Origin of the sequence: Paenibacillus yanchengensis (genome assembly GCF_042684845.1) — a bacterium.
Taxonomy (GTDB): domain Bacteria; phylum Bacillota; class Bacilli; order Paenibacillales; family Paenibacillaceae; genus Pristimantibacillus; species Pristimantibacillus yanchengensis.
Genome location: NZ_JBHUMH010000058.1, coordinates 34,507 through 54,796, shown reverse-complemented (window position 1 = coordinate 54,796; position 20,290 = coordinate 34,507). Strand labels below are relative to the sequence as shown.

The window sequence follows — 20,290 nt, the reverse complement described above, 5'->3', positions numbered from 1 at the left end:
GGCGATTATTGTGAACAAATGGTACCAAATATTTAATAAGACTGCTGTACTTAGTCCTTACGTGTGGCTTGTCTTTTGTATTTTACCGTTCTATTTTATTTTTCAATCGTCTTCTACTGGTGTCATTATATCAGGCGTTGTGATGAGTATAATGTTTTTTGTTTGTTACCGGCTATCTTTTGTGTCCAAAGGATGGCTGGTCTATTTTTGGACTAGCATTCAAATTCTATTGTCTGTTGGAATGACAATTTTGTTTGGATATGTATATTTTTCCATATTTTTAGCCTTTTTTATCGGTAATTTGCAAAATAAAGCTGGTTTCATTACGCTATATGTGATCCATTTAGTGACTACTTTTATATCTGTAAACTACGGTTTAGTTACGATGACACAACCATTTTTTAAACAATTTCCGTTTGTATTAGTCAGTTTAATTGTTGTTATTTTACTTCCTATTAGTATGTACAATCAAAAGAAACAAGGGGAACTTGAAGATCGGCTGGAGGATGCGCAAAAACAGATTGCTGAATTGGTGAAAATCGATGAACGGCAACGAATTGCACGTGATTTGCATGATACGTTAGGACAAAAATTGTCGTTAATTGGGTTGAAAAGTGATTTGGCTGCTAAACTGATTAGTAAGGAACCAGCGAGAGCCAAATCAGAAATATTGGATGTACAGCAAACGGCGCGAACTGCTTTGAAGGAAGTACGTGAGCTGGTTACACAAATGCGTGGTGTTAAATTAGCAGAAGAGCTGGAGCGGGTCGAGCAGATTTTACGAGCTGCAAATATTGAATGGGAACTAATCGGTCATCCAGAACAGTTTTCATTGTCGCTATTAACGGAAAACACATTAAGTATGTGTTTGAAAGAAGCGGTAACTAATGTAGTCAAACATAGTGGAGCAACGCATTGTTTGATCGAATTTGCGATGTCACCAGCCGAGTTTACGTTGAAAATCAGTGATAATGGAGCTGGCATTAAAGAAGCTTCTGCCATAAAACTAGGCAATGGTTTGCGTGGAATGAGAGAGCGATTAGAATTTGTAAATGGTAGTTTGGATGTGCGAGTATCAGATGGCACCTGTTTGCGTATTGCGGTTCCGCATACTATCCAATCTCATCATATTTCATTTACAGATAGTTCATTATCTGATACAAAACAGACCGATGCTGTGCAAAGGAGTGAAGGTTAACCATGATTACGATCGTTATTGCGGAAGATCAACGTTTGTTATTAGGTGCACTAGCTTCTTTACTAGATCTTGAAGAAGATTTGACGGTAATTGGACGTGCTAGTAATGGCGAAGAAGCGTTACAGTTAGTAGAGCTGCATAAACCAGACGTTTGTATTATGGATATTGAGATGCCATTGAAGAGTGGGCTGGAAGCAGCAGAGCAATTGCAACACAGTGGCTGTAAAGTTATAATTCTTACTACGTTTGCTCGTCCAGGTTATTTTGAGCGGGCGTTAAAAGCTGGAGTAAGTGGCTATTTATTAAAAGATAGTCCCAGTGAAGAATTAGCTAATTCGATACGTAGTGTCATGCAAGGAGCTCGTATTTATGCTCCGGAGTTAATGGATGAATCTTATCAAATCAATAATGCTAACCCATTAACGGAACGAGAAAAAGAAGTGCTCGAACTAGTCGCTGATGGAAAAAATACAAAAGAAATTGCCAGTCAATTGTTTTTGACGACAGGAACAGTTCGTAATTATATTTCGGTTATTTTAGAAAAATTGGGTGTCAGTAATCGGATTGAAGCTATTACAAGATTTAAAGAAAAAGGCTGGTTTAAGTAAATCAGAGTAGTTAACACAAAAGTTTTAATGGTAAAAATATATTTTTGAGGTATAATTTGGGTTGTTCTGTCATTATTCGCAACCTTTTTTGCAGTGGGTTCGTATAATACAAAGATACATAAGTATAAGGAAAGAATGGGAGGAATTAGTTTGGTTAAAAAGGGATGGTTAAAAAGTTGGATCGCTATCGTTCTTGTAGCGTCCTTGTTGGCAGGTTGTAGTTTAGGTGGCGGAGATACGAAGCCAAGTAAGGAAAGTGGTACGTTAAAAGTTGTTTATTATGACGAGAATAGTTTCCATCAACAGTATGGTTCTCTATTTAGTGTGTTACATCCAGATGTTGAATTTGAAATTGTAAGCACTAATAAATTGTTTAATAATCAACAGGATGAAAATTTTGACTATGAGAAAGCGTATGAAGAGTTTATTAAAACGGAAAAACCTGACGTCATTATTACTCATTCATCAGAAATGAAGCAATTAATAGACAAAGGATTACTACTTGATCTTGAATCTATGTTAACAAAAAGCAAAGTTAATACTGAAGAACTAGTACCCGGTGTACTGGATTACATGAAAGAACTAGGTGAAGGTGTCCTATACGGTTTGCCGACATCATTCAGAAGTTCAGTATTACTATACAACAAAGCATTGTTTGATCAGTTTAATATTGAACATCCAACAGATCAAATGACATGGCAAGAAGTGTTCCAGCTAGCGCAACGATTCCCAACGGATGGGGATGCGAGTGAACGAATTTATGGCTTATCGTTAGGTTGGAGCTCAGATTTTCGCTCGGTACTTAACAATTTGATGATGGCAGAGCAATTGAAGTTTTATGATGCAGAAGCAAAAACGATGACCATTAATACGCCAGCTTGGAAATCATTGATTGAAACTGCGCTAGCTTTTGTTAAGTCTAATTCACTATACGTGATCGATGAAGAGCAAATGAACGGTAGTTACTCCTATACATCCTATGAAGATCATCTAATGCAACGTGAGCCGTTTCTTGCTAATCGAGTAGCTATGACGATTGGGGAAACGTATACGATTGATGAAATTAAGCGTGCACGCGACAGTGTACAAGATCAAAGTAAAATAATATCCGATTGGGATATGGTAACCGTTCCAGTAAGCCCGCAAGCACCAGACGAATCTAGTAGTATGTATTTTAACAATGTATTTTCTATTACAGCAGAATCTACGAATAAAGATTTAGCTTGGAAATTTGTATCTTATGTAACGGGTGAAGAATTTTCTCGTGTGAAATCAAAAGGTGGATTGTATGGCGAATTCCCAATTCATACAAAATATATTAAAGATGATGAAGGGCGTAACTATGCTGCATTTTATAAGTTGAAGCCGGTTGTTAATCATGATGAAATGAATATGATGATGGGTTCTGATGACTTACCAAAGCAGTTCTATTTCTTATATGATCAAGAGATGCAAAAGAAGCTAGCAGAAATTGAAAAAGATGAATCGACCATAGATGCTGCATTGGAGTATTTGCAGACAAAAGGTGAAGAATTGCTCCTGCAGGAATCTATGACGGATGAAGAATTACAAAAAATGTATGAACAAACATATGGCGGTGGAGCTTCGGAAGGTACTGTCATTGTAGAATAAGGAAGCAATGCAACAGTCAAAATGTCGAATAGACTAGAAAAAACGAAAATCTTAGTTAGCTTATATTGGCTAACTAAGATTTTTTTTGTATTTTACATGATTTATTATTGTAGTTGGAAAATAGAGGTTGCTTTTATTGCTTTTTTGATTACATAATAGAGAATAATTATACATATTGTTTGAATTACAAATATAGAGGCAGTACAAACTGGGGTGGACCTCCATGAGAAGTATCTGGGCGGTTGGCAAAAAAATTGCCATTATCGTATTGTTTATGTTTTTTGTTCAATCCATAGTAGAAGCAGCAGCATTCGCATTGCCAGCCACTTCGTGGCATCAGATCGAAATGAAGGAATGGCAAGTGAGTCAGCTGGCAGAGCAATCGAGCAAGTTTGATAGTGAATTTGTAATGAAACTATACGAGCAAGCGGTTCGACGGGGCAATGACTGGGATGATATTCCAACAAATACAAATAAAACATTGCCAACGAATATAGATGATCATTATACCGTTTTAAGATTACAGCTTCCTAGTGATCAGTATTTGCAACCGGCTATACTTTTCAAAGAAATTCATAGTGCTCATATTGCAATTATTGTAGATGGTCAATTAAGAGAGTTAAAGATGTATAATTATCCACAAATAGAACGATCGTTTTTATTAGCGTTGGATGAAGTAGATATGGGACAAATGTTGTACATTGTTGTGAATAACAGTGGAGAACATTTATGGGAATTAACGGATGTTGTTGTAGGTGAATTAAGCGATTTACAGCTTATGTATTTGAAACAAGGTAGTATAAATATTATTATCGGATTTGCATTGTTGTTTATTGGTGTGGTTGTTTTTATGTGCGCGCTATTTATTCATAAAAATATTCGGAGTAGTTGGTATGCACTGAGCGTTTTAATTATTTCGCTTAGTGTAATGTTTGTTGCGGAATCAGCTTATATGTACACCATATGGAATGACATAGGATATGTCATTAACTATATTAGTAAAATAGCCGCTTCTATAGGTGTGCTCACTCTTATTTATTTCATTCAGACGTTATGGGGAGAAGGCCCTGGTCGAATGATTGATAGAGTGAAGAAAATACAAATGTTCATAACGATATTCCATTTTGCTTGGTTATTGTTAGCGTTTGTATTTCCTAATGCTATGGAGATCTATAACGAATACAGTCGATTTATTATTACATTACAATTGGTGTTTGCTAGTGTGTTCTTCTTCAGTTTTTCTATTTATTTACTTCGGATGAAGAAAAAAGTAGGCTGGATATTAATTAGCGGCGTGACAGTATTTACGTTAACTGGAATTGTGGAAGTAAGTATCTACACATTAATAGATCGGAATTATAGTTTTAATTATTGGCAATGGTCGAGTATCTTTTTTATGTTGACGTTAATTATTGTTTTGGTAAAGCAAGCATTAGCGAATTATGAGCAAGTGTTACGTTATTCGCAAAAATTAGAACGATTGAATACAGATTTACAACGTGCAGAAAAAATGGAGATCATTAGCCAGTTAGCTGCATCTGTTGCTCATGAAGTTCGAAATCCATTGCAGATTACGCGAGGATTTTTGCAATTGCTAATGCATAGCCCTTCTACAGAGAAAAAGGTTAGCTATATGGAGCTTGCCATTAGTGAACTAGATCGTGCAAACGGCATTATAAGTGACTTTTTAGGATTTGCTAAGCCGCAAGTAGAAGGACAATCAATGTTAATAGTCGATGAGGAATTAGAACAGATACGAGCCATTATCCACCCACTTGTTGTTATTCATGGAAATCAATTAAGGATACGGTTGGAGCCTAATCTATTTGTGATGGGTAATTCGTCTGCTTTTAAACAAGCCATTATTAATTTAATTAAAAACGCCATTGAAGCTACGGAAAAAGAAGGGCAAATTTCTATCCATGCTTATCAGGTCACCGAAAAAAATAAAGTAGTAGTAACGATTGAAGATAATGGAGAAGGAATGAGTGAAACGGATTTGAAAAATTTGGGAGAACCGTTTTATTCGCAAAAAAGTAAAGGTACTGGTTTAGGTATTACGATAACATATAATATTATAGAAGCTATGGGTGGATTGATTTATTACACCAGTAAACTAGGTGTAGGGACGACAGTTAAGGTAGAACTTCCACTTGCTAAACAAGGAACGGCACTGAAGTAGCATTGCATATCAATATATTTCGGACAGCTGACATATAAGTAGGGATCATAAAATAGAATAGTAAGTAGAAGAAATAGGGTAGTTATCCATATAATTAAAAAGTGGATAGAGAGGAATAACTATTGAGTAAAAGTGATAAATACTTTAGAATAAGACAAGTACTGCATTTGTTCATCATGCTCTCATACCACTAAATGTATGGATCTAACCAGACTAAAGTCTGATAGCAGTTACTACCTTAGCAGGTGTAGATTTTCTGTAAGCTGCATTAAAGTTAAGGTATACGGTTATAAGTTCGTTCTATAACGTGGAGGTCGCTATTATGAGCACGGATATTTATGTATTGCTAACTGATACTGGTACAATGTTTACTAAAATGATTCGAACTTTTACGCGTGATCCTTTAAATCATGCATCTTTATCATTTGATATTCATTTAACAGAAGTATATAGTTTTGGTAGAAAAAATCCGAGCAACCCTTTTTTGGCAGGGTTTGTTAAAGAAAATTTGCGAGATCATTTTTTTCAAAATACTAATTGTGCTATTTATCGTTGTAGTTTATCTACAGAAAAGTATAATAGTATTCGGAATGAAATATTTTTGTTTGAGCAAAATCAAAATCGCTATCGCTACAATTTATTAGGGATTTTTGGTGTGCTATTCAATATAGAATGGCAACGAGATCATGCTTTTTTCTGTTCCCAATTTGTAGCTACTGTATTTGAAAGAAGTGGCGTTAGCTTAGTTGATAAATCTCCGTTGTTGGTTAAACCAGGTGATTTGCAACATACAACACAACTAGAATTAGTATATCAAGGGAAGCTACAATCTTACATGCCATATTGCGAATATAAAAAGATACCGTCACCGTTTCAAACCGCATGATGAACAGTTATATGCTATTGTTGAGATAAAATAATAGAACGGAATAGCAATCGTTGAATCGAAACTACCACTTGCCAAAATGTGCAAGGTGGTAGTTTTTAGTTCAGAGAGGCAATTATGACTAGCTCCACTAGCTCCTAAAGCAGTGTCAAATTTATTTTCGAATAAGCTAACAGGCTGGCATAAAGGTTGGGCATAAGTGAGAAACTGGTATAATACAACGATTCAGTTTACAATTGCAATTTGGAAAATAGGCGCACTTTCTCAATTTTCACTAGACTATTTGTGTCAATTGTGAGAATCTAAAGCTGGAGGGGTTATCGATGAAAGGACAAAGTATATTAATTGCAGCATTTGCATTTGCATTAATTATTGCCATTTTTGCAGTTATTAATGTGGAGCCTGTACAGGTAAACTTTTTGTTTGCAAAAACTTCAACTCCGCTTATACTTGTTATTCTTGCTTCCACTTTTTTAGGTGGGCTGACAGTAGGGGCGTTTGGGCTAGTGCGCCAATATCGATTGCAAAAGCAATTGAAGCAATTGGAACAACAAGTAGCAGATATGCAAGCAGGAGTTTGGCAACCAGATGGCAATGGCGTAGAGGAACAATCGCAGCACCCTTTATTAGAGAATGAATCAGAAGCTCTAAATAATGTGGATATGCTGGAGCAAACAGATGAAGATAGTAGGGCAGACGCGGGACTTACAACAAATAATTCAGAACGAACACAAGAAAAAGACTAGATTAGCTGTGAAAACTAATATATAGTAAAATAAATACGAAGTGAAAGTTGAAGTGAGGTGATTTCATGTCTGAGCAAGCAGAGGGAACAAATGTTGAACAAACAAAAGTATTATCTCAGGCGGAGCGTGCAAAACAGTTGTTAGCACAGAAGAAACAAGCGAAATCTGGTAATGCGAAAGGGCAAAAGAACTTGTCCACAGAAACAAAAGAACTTAGAAGTCAAAATACGAAAAAAGTAAACAACCAACGTAAAAAAATGGGAGTTTAATAAAAACAAACGACGCCAGCTGCTAATGCAGTAGGCGTTTTTTTAAATAGATGTAACGACGTAATGGCTAATAATGACAACAAAAAATAAGAATGATTTATCGCTTATTTTCGCATAATGAATATGGTAACGTATTTTCACGACGAACAGTCTGTGAGGATATACGTCTAGAGATTACGATAACCAATAGATGATGGGGGAGTCATGATGACCGCAAATACAGCTAATCGGCTTCATATCTATTTATTAGCGGGTGTGAAATCGTCAGCGACTTTATTTACGGAATGTATTAAACGGCTAGAGCAGCAAATGAATGAACAACAGCTGGATTCGCAAATAGATGTGGTGATGCCTTATGGAGAAATGGAACGAAGTTTAGTATCGCAATTATTTGAAGTAAGTAGTGACTTGTCTAATCGCAAATATATGCTACGCAAAGTTGGCGGCAAAAGTGCTTTTCAGCATATCAATGATAGCTTGCCAACCGATGGTGCAAAAATGCTGCTTATCGGGCATAGCGGTGGTGGCGCAGCAGCATATCAAGCGGCAAAATTATTGGAGACTGATGAGCGAGTTTTGGATTATCGTGTAGTGATGATTGGTTCTCCCCGTATTCCGATTGTACCAGAGATGCAAAATAAAGTAAGTTATTTTCATGCGATCGATAACAACGGTCAATCGATAGATCCGATTTGTCGGCTTGGTAGCTGGGGTGGCTGGTGTCGTTCTCGGTATTACACTCCACACTGGAAGTCTAATAAATATTCCCCTGGTCATATCGAAGGAATTGTGACAGTCGGTGGACATAAAGACTACTTTAGGCACGAACATCCTTACGTAGATGACAATAAACAGTGTAATTTGGAAAAAATGATGAACAGAGTACAGGAATGGTTGAAAGGGTGGTTGTAAAGAAGTAGACTATAATTATACCTATATATGAAATTTTATCGGCAAAGGGGAAATGAATATGGCCGACACACATCGTTTTTCAGTAAGAGAAGAAATTGCTAATGCCATTACTCACGGTATTGGTGCGCTGTTAAGTATTGCAGCGTTAGTCATATTAATTGTTTTTGCAGCACTCAAAGGGACAGCATTTCATGTCGTAAGTTTTACGATTTATGGCACATCGATGTTGTTATTGTATACTGCATCCACACTAGTTCATAGCTTTCCGGAAGGAAAAGCGAAGCGAGTTTTTGAGTCACTCGATCATTCTTTTATATATATATTTATCGCAGGAACGTATACGCCTATCTTGTTTCATATCGTACAAGGAGCATTAGGCTGGACGTTATTCGGTATTGTATGGGGAGTAGCCATATTTGGCGTTGTGTTCAAATCGTTTTTTCCATCTAAGTACTTGTTTACTTCCACTATACTGTATATTGCGATGGGTTGGGCGATCGTAATTGCCTGGAAACCATTGACGAATCATTTGGCACCAGGCGGGCTAGCTTTACTTGTAGCTGGAGGAATTTTGTATACAGTAGGTACGATATTCTATATGTGGCGTAGTTTTCGATATCATCATGCAGTATGGCACTTGTTCGTACTGGCTGGTTCTATCGTTCATTTCTTCGCTATCTTGTTTTATATATTACCGAATTAAAATGAACTATCGTCATCTTCAGTAAAAACGGGACACCATCCGGGCGGTTGCGAGCAAATAGAGCGCGCATCGTCCGGATTTTCTTTTGCCAAATCGTTAAAGTAGCTCTCCAAAATATGATTGCCTGACACGGTTCCATAGCGAAAGGAACGAGCGACTTCTTCTTTTACATGGATGTATAAGTATGTTTTTTTTGTATTGGGTGATTGATATACGAGTGGTGGAAGGTGAGGGACGATATCGAATTCATTTTGATAACGCCAGTGCGTAGCAATATATTTATTATAATAGCGAGCAAAAGTAGGATCACCGACTCTTGGCGCACCGAATGTGTAGACGATTGGTTGTTGATATTGACTGTTATGGGAAAGATCGAGTGCTGCTAGCGTTGCTAATGCACCGCCGAGACTGTGACCTGTAATGAACAATGGTCGATCCAATGGTGTTTGGAGTAGTATATCTAGTAGCTGCTCGCGCATGGACAGATAGATGTCAGTAAAGCCTTTGTGCGTTTGACCAGCTTGCTTTACGGGAGAAAAGGTAGTTTGCTGGGCGATAAAGTCAGAAATCCAGTCAACAGCAGAGCTTGTTCCACGAAAGGCGACGATAGTTGCTTGGGGAGAACTCATAATAAAGCCGAAAGGCTCCAGTTTATGATCTAATGCACGTGCTTTTAATGTACCAATGAGTTCATACGTTTTGGGAACAAGAAATAAACCATCGCTTTTATTCGTATATTGTAAATAAGTTTGCCCGCATACAGCGGCTAGAAAGATAGCTGTTTGCAAATCGGGCGTAGCAGTTAAAGCTAGCTGTTCAGGGAAAATTACTGGTTTCATCTTCATTCCTCCGCTTAATAAAATAGGCTTTGTAACTATATCATATGACCTGATTGTAAAAACGGTACCATTCGTTCAGCAGATTCTTATATAATGGGAGAGAAGGGTAAAGATGAGTAGCACAAATACCTTTGCAGAATAAATGAAGGAGTGAATATATTGACATTACGTATTGGAATTATCGGTACAGGCGGGTTCGCTATGATGCACGCTCAAAAGTTAGCTGCACTTGCTAATGTGGAAGTGATCGGATTTGTCGCTAGTACGATTGAGAAAGCAGAGACGGCAGCGAATAAGTTCGGACAAGCTAAAGGGTATGAAAGCTTGCAGCAGATGTTAGATGATAGCAAAGTAGATGCGGTATACATATGTGTTCCACCCTTTGCTCACGGAGCGTATGAGCATTTGTTAGTAGAAAGAGGCATTCCTTTTTTTGTAGAAAAGCCGATAGATACAACGGAACAACAGCCAGCTCAACTGGTACAGCAAATAAAAGAAAAACAACTGATTACTTCAGTCGGTTATCACTGGCGTTATAAGGATACGACTGCAAAAGCTAAACAGTTGTTGGAGCAACAAACGATTGGTCTTGCAGCAGGCTATTGGATGGGTGGGTTACCTGGCGTTTACTGGTGGAGAAATATGGAGCTATCCGGTGGACAGATGGTAGAACAGACAACGCATATTGTTGATTTGTTACGTTATACAGCAGGAGAAGTAGTAGAAGTTTATGCGGCATATGGAACGCACGTCGTTGAACAGCAGTATGCTGATGCGACGGTGCCAGATGTTGGAACGATGACGTTAAAACTGGCAAGTGGAGCAGTAGCGACGATCAGCAATACATGTATATTGCCAGCAGGTGGACGGACGGGGTTACATCTATACACAGACAAAGGAAGATTAGAGATAGATGGTAGTACACTTATCGTTATCGATGCAGAAAAATCTACTACATATCAAAAGCGTAATGATCCTTACGATTTGCAATCGGCAGCATTCATTCATGCGCTACGCACTGGGGACACATCCCGTATATTATCAAATTACGAAGATGCTTTTCAAACACATCGCGTGACGATGGCTGCCAATCAATCGGCAGCCAGTGGTCAACCTGTACGATTAGTATAGCGAACTAGGTAGTTTCTATTTACGTTGCGAACGGCGCAAGGGAGTATCTGACGGTTTTGTATCAGATGTACTTACCTGCGCTTTTTTTGCGCGTGTAGTGACCGGTTTGCGTGATCGTTTTCGAATGATATCGGTTCGCTGTCGTTGCAGTCGTTTGTATAACAGAGTTGTAACCAAGATAACGATAACACTCATCAAGACTACGAGCCCAATTAATTGCTTTTCATTTGGTTCGAAGTAGTTGATAAGAAATAGCGAAACAACGGCAGCAGTTGCTGCTGGTAATAACAAAATAAGGACATGTTGCAATGGTTGCCACGGTAGTGGTCGCTGTCGCTTTACTAACGATTCGCCTACCGCTATTAAACTGTCAATCGTAAGTTTGTAGCGCTGCAATACTTCATCGAGTCGCTTCCATTTCTGTAAAGTGTGATCTATAATTTTTGATGTTTGTAGCTGTTTCTCAAATAATTGATGAACAGTAAGCAATAATTGTTGTGCTGGTAAAAATATTTGTTCCCACTGTACAAGTTTAGAACGATATGCCATAATTTGATCTACATAAAACGTCGATCTTCTTGCGTGGATGGCAAGTTCTAGCTCGGCAAGTTGTTTTGCGAATTGTTCTAATCCCTGCTGAATGGGTTCACTAAGAGTAGATAACATATAAATAAAAGCTTCGGCTGCCGATGAACATTGCTTATATTGTTCGGTCATCGTCCATGATTGGAGTTTGATAGGTAGACGTAGTTCTTCATGATAAGTAATTAACTCTTGTTCAGACAGGTAATAATGAAAGGGGCTACAATCAGTTGGATCTTCGGATAGCAATACAAAGAGTGATCCGCTAATCGTATCAAGTTGTCGCCTATGCTGTTCTTGTGTTCGAAAGTAGCTAAATTTGCTCGTTTGACTTTGCTTCAGCCAATCCATGCATTCCGGTAACTGTTGTCGTATATCAAATGTCGGAGCGTCAGCAGTTTCAGATGACTGTGGTTGCTGAAGCAACTGCCATGTCCAGTCCGCTGGATATTGAAACATCCGATGGATCATGCGTATTCCTCCTGCTTGTCCGTTTAATTCCATATCTATCTCTTCCATCATACATGGAACAAATCAGCTGTACAACCGTAAAAGGGTACTCGCTCCTCTATTTTTTTGAAAAAAAGATGAGATATTGCAGCATCTGACAACAATTGTTGATTATCGATCCAAAGCGACAATTTCAGCAAGTGGATGAGTTTCTCCTCGTAAAAAATCACGGATGATATGTGCCGCTAGCATACTGTAGACAGTGCCGTTGCCACCATATCCTAAGTTGTAATAGACGTTTGGATGATCGGGATCTCTACCTATAAAAGGTAGCCCATCTTGTGATTCTCCGAATAAGGCATTCCAATGGTAAGCTACCTCAACAGAAAGATGTGGAAATAATGATTGGGCATAGTGCAATAATTGTTCGCTTTGCTGCTGTTGCCATTGTTTATGCTGCGATATTTGTTGCTTGTCTTCATCAAGCCCTCCAACGACAATTCTATTATCTGTCGTTGTCCGCAAATAATAATAAGGTCTTGCCGTTTCCCATAATAGCATTCGTTGATACCACTCGCTAAGCTGAACTTCTGGAAGTGGCTCTGTAACGATCACATAGGTGCGGTGAATCGTTGCTTTTTGCAAATGTTGACGCAATTGTTCTGGTTCATAGCCGACCGCATAGACGACGTGTGTTGCTGTAATAGAGTGACCGGTATCGGTTTGAATAAGCAGCTTTCCATCTACTGTTTCTGTTACTTGCTGCATACTTGTATGTTCATAACATTTTACGCCGAGTGAAGTACAATATGTAACTAATTCAGATAGGAAGTGATAAGGTTGGAGTTCTGCATCGCCATAGGTGACGATAGCACCAGCTTTATGGAATGGGAAACTTTGCTGTACCGTTTGCTGCTCCCAGTAGGCGACAGGTAAACCAGCAGTTTGAAGCGCTTGAAACTCTTGTTTTAATTTGGGAACATCTTGCTCAGATGAAGCGAAGTAGAGACTGTTTCTACGTATCAAGCCACCTTGCTCCGGTAGTTTCATCGCTAATTGCTGTAGTTGATCTAATGCTGTTAAACAATGTGTATAAAATAAATTCGCTTGCTTCACTCCGATTTGTTGCTGCATATCGCTGAGCATCATATCATTACAAAACTGCAATAGACCAGTATTAGCGAGTGAACTGCCACTGGCGACTTCTTGTTGCTCGATAAGTATAGGTTGAAATCCGCTTTCTGCTAAAATTGCTGCGCAAATTAGTCCAGACATTCCTCCACCAATAATAGCCACTTCCGTTTGCTCATCCCGATCAAGTGGGGGAAACGTAGCAGCTAGTTTGTTGTTGTATGCTTCTTTCCAATATAAGTGTCCTGTATGCAGTGTTTTCACGTCGCATCCTCCAAGCCAATAGTGATCAAACGAAATATATATGCTCAGTATGCCCGGTTTGTCTCCTATTCGATACGTGGCGTTACGATTCATCCTCAGACTCTTTTTCTAACATTGTTTTCCGGTATTCACTAGGGGATTGCTGGAATGTTTTACGAAATTGCTTGGAAAAATATAAGGCGTCTTGTAAACCGACGGAAGCTGCCACTTGTTCAACAGTGAGGTCGTGGCGTTCTCGTAACAGTAATTTCGCTCGATCTAATCTTAAGCGTAGTAAAAAAGATATTGGGGTAATCCCTGTTTGTTTTTTGAAAATACGCGATAAATAAGCACGATTATACCCGAGTGACACCGCCATCTGCTCGATAGACACAGGTTCCGTATATTGCGATGATAAGTAGTGAACGATTTGTTGCTGCAAACGTTGTTCATCAGAAACGGTCGTATCGTCTAATAAGCTTTGTTCAACCGTAAATTGTTCCATATATAAACTTAAAAATAACTGCAAATAACTAGTAGAACGAAGCTGGGCAACCGCTCGATCTCGTTGTAAACTACGATAAATGTATCGAAATAGTAAAGCAGCTTCTTTGTGAGCAGCTATATGCTGTACAGCTGTCTGTTCGGAAAATCCTGCCGACTGCACTAATTGCTTTGCTTTGCTTCCTTGAAAAGCGACCCAACGATAACGCCAAGGGTCATGATGATCAGCTTGGTATTTAATCAGTTGTTCGGGAGAAATTAAAAAGGCATCGCCAGCTTGCAGTGAATACTGCTGCCTATTTATCGTAAACGTACCTTTGCCGGCTAAAACAATATGCATCAAATAAAAATCATATACTTTTGGTCCGAGTAGATGATCTGGTTTCGTTTGGCTTTCGCCAGCAAATAAGATGTGTAAATCACTGTCCGTATGTAAACTGACATTGGTGGCAGATGCTACTTTATAACTATAATTCATCTAACATCACCTCAGATGATAATATTGTGTTTTTCCGATGGGATCAATAATTTACTCCATCTTAACATAATAGTAACTAATTAAGAAAGTCACATAAATCCATATAAATAGCATTTGTCGCCATTAATCAAAAGCGACCTGTACAGTATAATGAATGTAGATAAAGTTTAAATAACATATAAGAGAAGGAATGTGATAGCAATGACCAACATGGAACAATTGATTTCACAATTTGAAGAAACATATAGTAAAAATGATCGCAAAATTCATGTGTTTCATGCACCTGGACGAGTAAACTTAATTGGCGAGCATACAGATTACAATGGCGGATATGTATTTCCAGCAGCACTAACTTTCGGAACTTCTATGCTTATTCGTGAGCGTGATGATCAACAAATTAGTTTTGCTTCAACGAATTTTCCACTCGTCAAAACGTTTGCATATGACCAAATTGTTTATGACGAAGCGGATGACTGGACAAATTATCCAAAAGGAATCGTCTATCATTTGCAGCAAGAAGGTGTAACGTTCCAGAGCGGCTATGATGTCTTATATCACGGCGAAATCCCTAACGGTGCTGGATTATCATCCTCTGCTTCGATAGAAGTAGTGACAGCATATGCTTTGCTAACGTTAGCGAATGAGCCTATCGATACAGTAAAAATAGCGTTATTAGCGCAAAAATCAGAAAATCAATTTAACGGTGTACAGTGCGGTATTATGGATCAATTTGCAGTTGCTAATGGGAAAAAAGATCATGCGATCTTGTTGATGTGCGACACGTTAGAATATGAATTAGTACCTTTTCAAGCAGCTGGTTACAAATTGATTATTAGTAATACGAATAAACGTCGCGGACTAGTAGATTCTGCTTATAATGAGCGTCGTAGTCAGTGTGAGCAAGCTGTTGTTGCTTTGCAAGAGCAGTTTCCAGCATTGACATTGCTAGGTCAACTGAATACGGAGCAATTTAATGCAGCGAAACATTTGATTAAAGATGATATAGTTCGTAATCGTGCGCAGCATGTTATTGAAGAAAACGAACGTGTATTGCAATCTAATGCCGCTCTTAGAGCAAATGAATTAATGCAATTTGGACAGTTAATGAATGCTTCACATGATTCTTTACGAGATTTGTATGAAGTAACGGGAGCTGAGCTAGATGCACTTGTTACAGCAGCTCGTCAAGTACCTGGCGTACTTGGATCACGAATGACGGGAGCAGGTTTTGGTGGCTGTACTGTATCGCTTGTCGCTGAAACTAGCGTAGAGCAGTTCCAGCAACAAGTTGGCGAACAATATAAAGCAGCAACAGGATTAGAAGCAGATTTCTATATTTGTGATATTGGTAACGGTGTGGAGCAATTGCAATAGTTTACAGAAGTATAGATGATTACAAATCAGCATAACGAGAAAGGGAGTTATATAAATGGCTATTTTAGTTACAGGTGGAGCGGGATATATTGGTTCACATACGGTGATGGCGCTACAAGAACGTGGAGAAGAAATTGTTGTATTGGACAATTTACAACAAGGGCACAAACAAGCGGTTGTAGCAGGCAAGCTGTATGAAGGAGATTTGCGAGATGCAGCTGTACTAGATCGAGTGTTTAGCGAAAATAAAATCGATGCTATTATTCACTTTGCAGCTAACTCATTGGTTGGAGAAAGTATGAAAATTCCTGGAAAATATTATCATAATAACGTCTATGGCACGTTATGCTTGTTGGAGAAGATGAACGAGTATGGCGTGAAAAAAATTGTCTTTTCATCAACAGCAGCAACGTACGGTGAACCGGAAAATGTACCTATCGATGAGTATGATCGTACACTTCCAACGAATGCTTATGGCGATACGAAGCTAGCAATGGAAAAAATGATAGGTTGGTTCGATACTGCGCATGATATTAAATCGATCTCATTACGTTACTTTAATGCAGCTGGCGCTCACGCTAGCGGTAAAATCGGTGAAGATCACCGTCCAGAAACGCATCTCGTGCCGATTGTACTAGAGGCAGCACTAGGTAAACGTCCACATGTTTCTGTATTTGGTACGGATTACCCAACAGAAGATGGTACTTGTATCCGAGACTATATTCATGTAAGCGACTTGGCAGATGCGCATATACTTGCGGTTGATGCATTGCTAGGTGGAGCGGCAAGCGCCGTATATAATTTGGGGAATGGGCAAGGCTTTTCAGTTAAAGAAGTGATTGAGACGGCAAGACGAGTAACAGGTAAAGAAATACCTGTCGTATACGAAGAACGTCGTGCTGGTGACCCAGCTGTACTTGTAGCATCTTCAGCAAGAGCACGTCAGGAGCTAGGCTGGAATCCAAGTCGTAACAAAATGGAAGATATTATTGCTAGTGCTTGGCAGTGGCATCAATCTCGTCCAAACGGATACGATAACTAACTATAACTATTAAATATACGATCATCTATATACTAATGGACGTTTTCAACAAGAAAGGAGCTACTGCAGATGAATCATCAAGAACCATCGAATGAAGCGAAACAGCAAGCGCAACTTGCCATTGAACAGTTGTTGCACTATGCAGGAGCAAAGCTAATGCTAGATCCGCTCGATATAAGCGATACACGCAACCAACTACTTGCTTTATTTCAATTCAGCGAGCCTGCTATGGAGCAAATTCACCTGACGACAGGGGAGTGGCCGCTCTCGCAATTTCCAGACGATATTTTGCCACTGCTAGAACAGTTGATCGATTACGGTTATTCTATCGGTCTGATTGCGGAAAATACGATCAATTATCGAGATTTGCTTGATGCGAAAATAATGGGGCTACTATTGCCGAAGCCATCACAGGTGGTTGCTTCTTTCCAGCAGGAAGTAGAGCAGCATGGTATATCGTCGGCTACAGATAAGTTTTATCAATTTAACATTGCCAGTAATTACATTCGAATGGATCGGATCGCTAATAACGTCGTTTGGATGCATGATACGGATTATGGTGCATTAGAAATAACGATTAATTTATCTAAACCAGAAAAAGATCCAAAAGAAATTGCTTTGTTACGTACGATGCCACAAGCCCATTACCCGAAATGTCCACTATGTGCGGACAATGTTGGGTATGCTGGACGGCTAAATCATCCTGCAAGGCAAAATTTGCGAATTATACCGTTAGCATTGCAAGATGAGCCATGGTATTTCCAATATTCTCCTTACGTATATTACAATGAACACAGTATTGTGTTCAAAGGAGAACATGAGCCAATGGTTATTGGTCATAGTTCCTTTGCCCGCTTACTTGATTTTGTAGATCTATATCCCCATTACTTTATCGGTTCGAATGCGGATCTGCCAATCGTTGGTGGTTCCATACTAAGCCATGATCATTTCCAAGCTGGTCATCATTCGTTTCCCATGGAAAAAGCACCAGTAGAAGCAGTCTATCGTCATCCTGACTTTGCTTCAGTAGATATTTCGATTGTAAAATGGCCGATGTCGGTTGTCCGACTGAACGGAGCAAGTAAGCAAGCGGTTCACGCTGCTGCTTGTTATATACTAGATGAGTGGCGATTATACAGTGATGCTTCGGTTGAAATTGCTGCCTTTACAGAAGATGGACAGCAAAAAATACCGCATAATACGATTACGCCAATCGCTAGATTAGTACCGAATGATGGAGCGAATGCAGGAGCGGAAGCGGCATATCATTATGAACTCGATTTAGTACTGCGTAACAACCGAACGAGTGAGCAGCATCCGGATGGAATATTCCATCCACATCAAGAACGCCATCATATTAAAAAAGAAAATATTGGACTAATTGAAGTGATGGGGCTTGCGGTTTTACCGGGACGACTCAAACAAGAGCTGGATGATCTGGCAGCTTATTTGACGAATGAAGCAGCGACCATTTCCATTCCAGAAGATAGTCCACTTGCCCAACATGCTGCATGGATAACAACGTTACAGCAACAGTATGGAACGGATCATACGAGAGAGCAAGCTACTCAATTGTTGTTTGCCGAAACAGGTAATAAGTTTTTGCAAGTATTAGAAGATGCAGGAGTATTCAAACGTACGGAGCAAGGACAGCAAGCATTTGCAACATTTTTGCAACAGCTTGGTATGGTCATTAAATAATACCGCATAAAAAAACCTTCCTAACACTGCTGGATGACTAGTAATTATTGTCATGGCGTCGCTTGTGATGCATACAATAGTTACTCCAGCTGTAAGGAAGGTTTTTCACATTTATTCTGCTTTTTTACGCAGTCTGCCAAGTTCAGATACGAGTGCTTCTACTTCGCTAATACTGAACTTATCTTTGGATGCGATAATATCATAAATATCTTTAAGATCTTCGTATTTATCTTGATCAAAATTGGTAGGCTGCATTGCAGCACCCGATGCCATTCGTAATTTAGTTTTGATTGTTTCAATCATATAAGCTACATTTTCTTCTGAGTGTTGCTCTAGATTTATCATAATAACCTCCTGAGCTATATGCTAGCTCTTATATATATTTAGTATTATTGTAACATGTAGTAATAGTTTGATGTACTTACTTTGGTTGAATATGATAAAATTGTTTTAATTCATAGAAACAGCTAGATACTATCGCATATTGTAAGGAAATGAGGGGTGTATGATGAATGAAGACTGGTCACTACAACTATTAGACTGGATGAAACAGGGAAAATTGTTACAAGCTGTACTTAGTCAGCCGCGTCGTAAAGATGGAAGCGTTGCAGCCAAAGTGGAAGTAAAGGCGATAATGTTACGACAGCAGCTCCATTTTCAATTTATTACATACAAAAATAATCAAGTTTTTCACGATAACATAGTAGCAGAGCAAGCCGAGGAAAAGTTAGTTACGATGATCGAAGAACATTATCGACAAGTGTTATTTCAAACGACAGAACAAAAGGTGCAGTTGTTTTTAAGTAAAAAAGGGAAGCCGCTTATGCGTGTACTTGAACAGACCAAAAAACCGACTTCCTCACTTGAGCACAACCGCACGAAAAAACGAATTTTTCCCGAAGGAGAACCAATTTCTTTTTTGGTAGAGCTAGGGATTATGTCTAAAGAAGGCAAGATTTTTGCCAAAAAACAAGATAAGTATCGGCAAATTAATCGATTTTTAGAAATGGTAGCCGACACTTTACCCGCTTTGCCACCAAATAAACCGTTAACGATTGTAGATTTTGGCTGTGGCAAATCTTATTTGACATTTGCATTGTACTATATGTTAACAGAAGTACATGGTCGTCAAGTAACGATGGTTGGGCTTGATTTAAAAGTTGACGTTATTGAACATTGTGAACAATTAGCAAGACAGCTTAATTATGAGGGATTACGGTTTTTGGTAGGAGATATTGCGCAATATAACGATCTAGAGCAAGTGGATATGGTAGTTACGCTGCACGCTTGCGATACGGCGACAGATGCTGCGCTTGCTAAGGCTGTCCAGTGGGGTGCTTCGGTTATTATGTCTGTCCCATGCTGTCAACATCAGTTGTTTAAACAGCTGGAAAACGCTAATTTAACGCCGTTGTTATCGCATGGTTTACTGAAAGAAAGATTTACTGCGCTCGTGACTGATGCGGCTCGTTCTCATTTGTTGCAAACGGTAGGCTATAAAGTGCAGATGTTAGAATTTATAGATTTGGAACATACTCCTAAAAATATAATGATTCGTGCGACCAAAGTAGAAAATAGTGGCATATCAAAGCAAAAGTGGGAAGAATATTTATGCTATAAGGAAACGTTGCATATTGAACCTGCGCTTGAGCAAATGTTAAATATTTAATTTATAAACG

19 protein-coding genes are annotated in these 20,290 nt (G+C 38.8%); 14 read left to right on the top strand and 5 right to left on the bottom strand.

Going from position 1 to position 20,290, the window contains the following annotated elements:
• The first annotated feature begins 10 nt into the window (after nt 1-10).
• The 9 genes from ACFSTH_RS15985 to trhA all read left to right on the top strand — a co-directional run bounded on the left by ACFSTH_RS15985 (nt 11) and on the right by trhA (nt 9,136).
• Nucleotides 11-1,198 carry a sensor histidine kinase gene (locus tag ACFSTH_RS15985; RefSeq protein WP_377769885.1) on the top strand — a complete coding sequence of 396 codons (1,188 nt, stop codon included), beginning with the start codon at nt 11-13 and terminating at the stop codon, nt 1,196-1,198.
• Nucleotides 1,199-1,200: 2 nt separating this feature from the next.
• On the top strand, nt 1,201-1,806 hold the full coding sequence (locus ACFSTH_RS15980; RefSeq protein ID WP_377769884.1) for a response regulator: 606 nt from the start codon (nt 1,201-1,203) through the stop codon (nt 1,804-1,806).
• A 150-nt stretch (nt 1,807-1,956) separates the two neighbouring features.
• The gene (locus ACFSTH_RS15975; protein ID WP_377769883.1) at nt 1,957-3,438 is read left to right on the top strand and encodes an ABC transporter substrate-binding protein; all 1,482 of its coding nucleotides are present in this window, start codon (nt 1,957-1,959) and stop codon (nt 3,436-3,438) included.
• Between the two features lie 223 nt (nt 3,439-3,661).
• Nucleotides 3,662-5,620 (top strand): ATP-binding protein, encoded by a 1,959-nt coding sequence (locus ACFSTH_RS15970; protein ID WP_377769882.1) that lies wholly within the window; start codon nt 3,662-3,664, stop codon nt 5,618-5,620.
• Between the two features lie 322 nt (nt 5,621-5,942).
• On the top strand, nt 5,943-6,506 hold the full coding sequence (locus tag ACFSTH_RS15965) for a hypothetical protein (RefSeq protein WP_377769881.1): 564 nt from the start codon (nt 5,943-5,945) through the stop codon (nt 6,504-6,506).
• Nucleotides 6,507-6,829: 323 nt separating this feature from the next.
• Entirely contained in the window at nt 6,830-7,252 is a 423-nt protein-coding gene (locus tag ACFSTH_RS15960) for a LapA family protein (protein WP_377769880.1), read from the top strand.
• A 65-nt stretch (nt 7,253-7,317) separates the two neighbouring features.
• Nucleotides 7,318-7,521, top strand: a complete 204-nt coding sequence (locus tag ACFSTH_RS15955) for a hypothetical protein (protein WP_377769879.1) — start codon at nt 7,318-7,320, stop codon at nt 7,519-7,521.
• A gap of 204 nt (nt 7,522-7,725) precedes the next feature.
• Nucleotides 7,726-8,433, top strand: coding sequence for a hypothetical protein (locus tag ACFSTH_RS15950; protein ID WP_377769878.1), 708 nt, complete (start codon nt 7,726-7,728; stop codon nt 8,431-8,433).
• Nucleotides 8,434-8,491: 58 nt separating this feature from the next.
• Nucleotides 8,492-9,136, top strand: coding sequence for a PAQR family membrane homeostasis protein TrhA (gene trhA, locus ACFSTH_RS15945; RefSeq protein ID WP_377769877.1), 645 nt, complete (start codon nt 8,492-8,494; stop codon nt 9,134-9,136).
• Here trhA and ACFSTH_RS15940 read toward each other — a convergent pair.
• The gene (locus tag ACFSTH_RS15940; protein WP_377769876.1) at nt 9,133-9,975 is read right to left on the bottom strand and encodes a lipase family protein; all 843 of its coding nucleotides are present in this window, start codon (nt 9,973-9,975) and stop codon (nt 9,133-9,135) included. The genes trhA and ACFSTH_RS15940 overlap by 4 nt on opposite strands.
• Nucleotides 9,976-10,125: 150 nt before the next feature.
• Between ACFSTH_RS15940 and ACFSTH_RS15935 the strand changes: the two genes are divergently transcribed.
• Nucleotides 10,126-11,106 (top strand): Gfo/Idh/MocA family protein, encoded by a 981-nt coding sequence (locus tag ACFSTH_RS15935; protein ID WP_377769875.1) that lies wholly within the window; start codon nt 10,126-10,128, stop codon nt 11,104-11,106.
• A gap of 15 nt (nt 11,107-11,121) precedes the next feature.
• Here ACFSTH_RS15935 and ACFSTH_RS15930 read toward each other — a convergent pair whose 3' ends face one another.
• The 3 genes from ACFSTH_RS15930 to ACFSTH_RS15920 form a co-directional block, all read right to left on the bottom strand.
• Entirely contained in the window at nt 11,122-12,159 is a 1,038-nt protein-coding gene (locus ACFSTH_RS15930) for a CorA family divalent cation transporter (RefSeq protein WP_377769874.1), read from the bottom strand.
• A 150-nt stretch (nt 12,160-12,309) separates the two neighbouring features.
• Nucleotides 12,310-13,533: an NAD(P)/FAD-dependent oxidoreductase gene (locus tag ACFSTH_RS15925; RefSeq protein WP_377769873.1), complete on the bottom strand. Its 1,224-nt coding sequence runs from the start codon at nt 13,531-13,533 to the stop codon at nt 12,310-12,312.
• An 82-nt stretch (nt 13,534-13,615) separates the two neighbouring features.
• Nucleotides 13,616-14,494, bottom strand: coding sequence for an AraC family transcriptional regulator (locus tag ACFSTH_RS15920; RefSeq protein WP_377769872.1), 879 nt, complete (start codon nt 14,492-14,494; stop codon nt 13,616-13,618).
• A 201-nt stretch (nt 14,495-14,695) separates the two neighbouring features.
• Between ACFSTH_RS15920 and ACFSTH_RS15915 the strand changes: the two genes are divergently transcribed.
• The 3 genes from ACFSTH_RS15915 to ACFSTH_RS15905 all read left to right on the top strand — a co-directional run bounded on the left by ACFSTH_RS15915 (nt 14,696) and on the right by ACFSTH_RS15905 (nt 18,611).
• Nucleotides 14,696-15,868 (top strand): galactokinase, encoded by a 1,173-nt coding sequence (locus tag ACFSTH_RS15915; protein ID WP_377769871.1) that lies wholly within the window; start codon nt 14,696-14,698, stop codon nt 15,866-15,868.
• A gap of 55 nt (nt 15,869-15,923) precedes the next feature.
• Nucleotides 15,924-16,910, top strand: coding sequence for a UDP-glucose 4-epimerase GalE (gene galE / locus ACFSTH_RS15910; protein ID WP_377769870.1), 987 nt, complete (start codon nt 15,924-15,926; stop codon nt 16,908-16,910).
• 69 nt (nt 16,911-16,979) lie between these two features.
• A complete protein-coding gene (locus ACFSTH_RS15905; RefSeq protein ID WP_377769869.1) occupies nt 16,980-18,611 on the top strand; it encodes a UDP-glucose--hexose-1-phosphate uridylyltransferase in 1,632 nt (543 codons plus the stop codon).
• A 111-nt stretch (nt 18,612-18,722) separates the two neighbouring features.
• On the opposite strand, the gene ACFSTH_RS15900 is transcribed toward ACFSTH_RS15905, so the two are convergent.
• Nucleotides 18,723-18,956: a DUF1128 domain-containing protein gene (locus ACFSTH_RS15900; protein WP_377769868.1), complete on the bottom strand. Its 234-nt coding sequence runs from the start codon at nt 18,954-18,956 to the stop codon at nt 18,723-18,725.
• Between the two features lie 160 nt (nt 18,957-19,116).
• Here ACFSTH_RS15900 and ACFSTH_RS15895 point away from each other — a divergent pair, with 160 nt between their 5' ends.
• Nucleotides 19,117-20,280, top strand: coding sequence for a class I SAM-dependent methyltransferase (locus ACFSTH_RS15895; RefSeq protein WP_377769867.1), 1,164 nt, complete (start codon nt 19,117-19,119; stop codon nt 20,278-20,280).
• Nucleotides 20,281-20,290 lie beyond the last annotated feature (10 nt).